Source organism: Nocardia noduli (assembly GCF_019038455.1).
In the GTDB taxonomy this organism is placed as follows: Bacteria; Actinomycetota; Actinomycetes; order Mycobacteriales; family Mycobacteriaceae; genus Nocardia; species Nocardia noduli.
Genome location: NZ_JAFMPL010000259.1, coordinates 1 through 600 on the forward strand (window position 1 = coordinate 1; position 600 = coordinate 600).

The following is a 600-nucleotide window of genomic DNA, read 5'->3' on the forward strand; positions in this document are numbered from 1 at the left end:
GACATCGACCGCAAGCCGGCGGGGATCGCCGACGACCAGCTCGCGCATCGCGCTGCGGAGCATTTCCAGGGTACGATCCGCGATCTCCTCCTGAAGGCACAGGATGCGCAGGGCCGAGCAGCGCTGGCCGGCGGAATCGAACGCCGAAGCGATCACGTCGGCGACCACCTGCTCGGCCAAGGCAGAGGAATCGACCACCATGGCGTTCTGGCCGCCGGTCTCGGCGACGAGCGGGACCGGCTCGCCGTCGCGGCTCAGGCGTTCGGCCAGGCGTGCATGGATCGACTTCGCGATCCCGGTCGAGCCGGTGAACATCACGCCCTGCACCCGGGCGTCCCCGACCAAGGCCGCCCCGACATCGCCGGGACCCGGAAGGATCTGTAGGACATCCTCCGGGATGCCGGCGGCGTGCAGCAGACGGATCGCCTCCCCGGCCGCGAGCGGCGTCTCCGCGGCGGGCTTGGCCAGGACCGGGTTGCCGGCCGCCAGGGCGGCGGCGACCTGCCCGACGAAGATCGCCAGCGGGAAGTTCCAGGGGGCGATGCAGACGACCGGCCCGAGCGGCGCGTGCGGGCCGTTCAGAGCCCGCTCGGCCTCGGC

The 600-nt window shown here is 72.5% G+C and carries 1 protein-coding gene; it reads right to left on the reverse strand.

Annotated features, from left to right (window positions below; genetic code table 11):
* A partial coding sequence (locus tag JZ792_RS43665) for an aldehyde dehydrogenase family protein (protein WP_216918428.1) occupies nt 1–600 on the reverse strand: 600 nt, incomplete at both ends.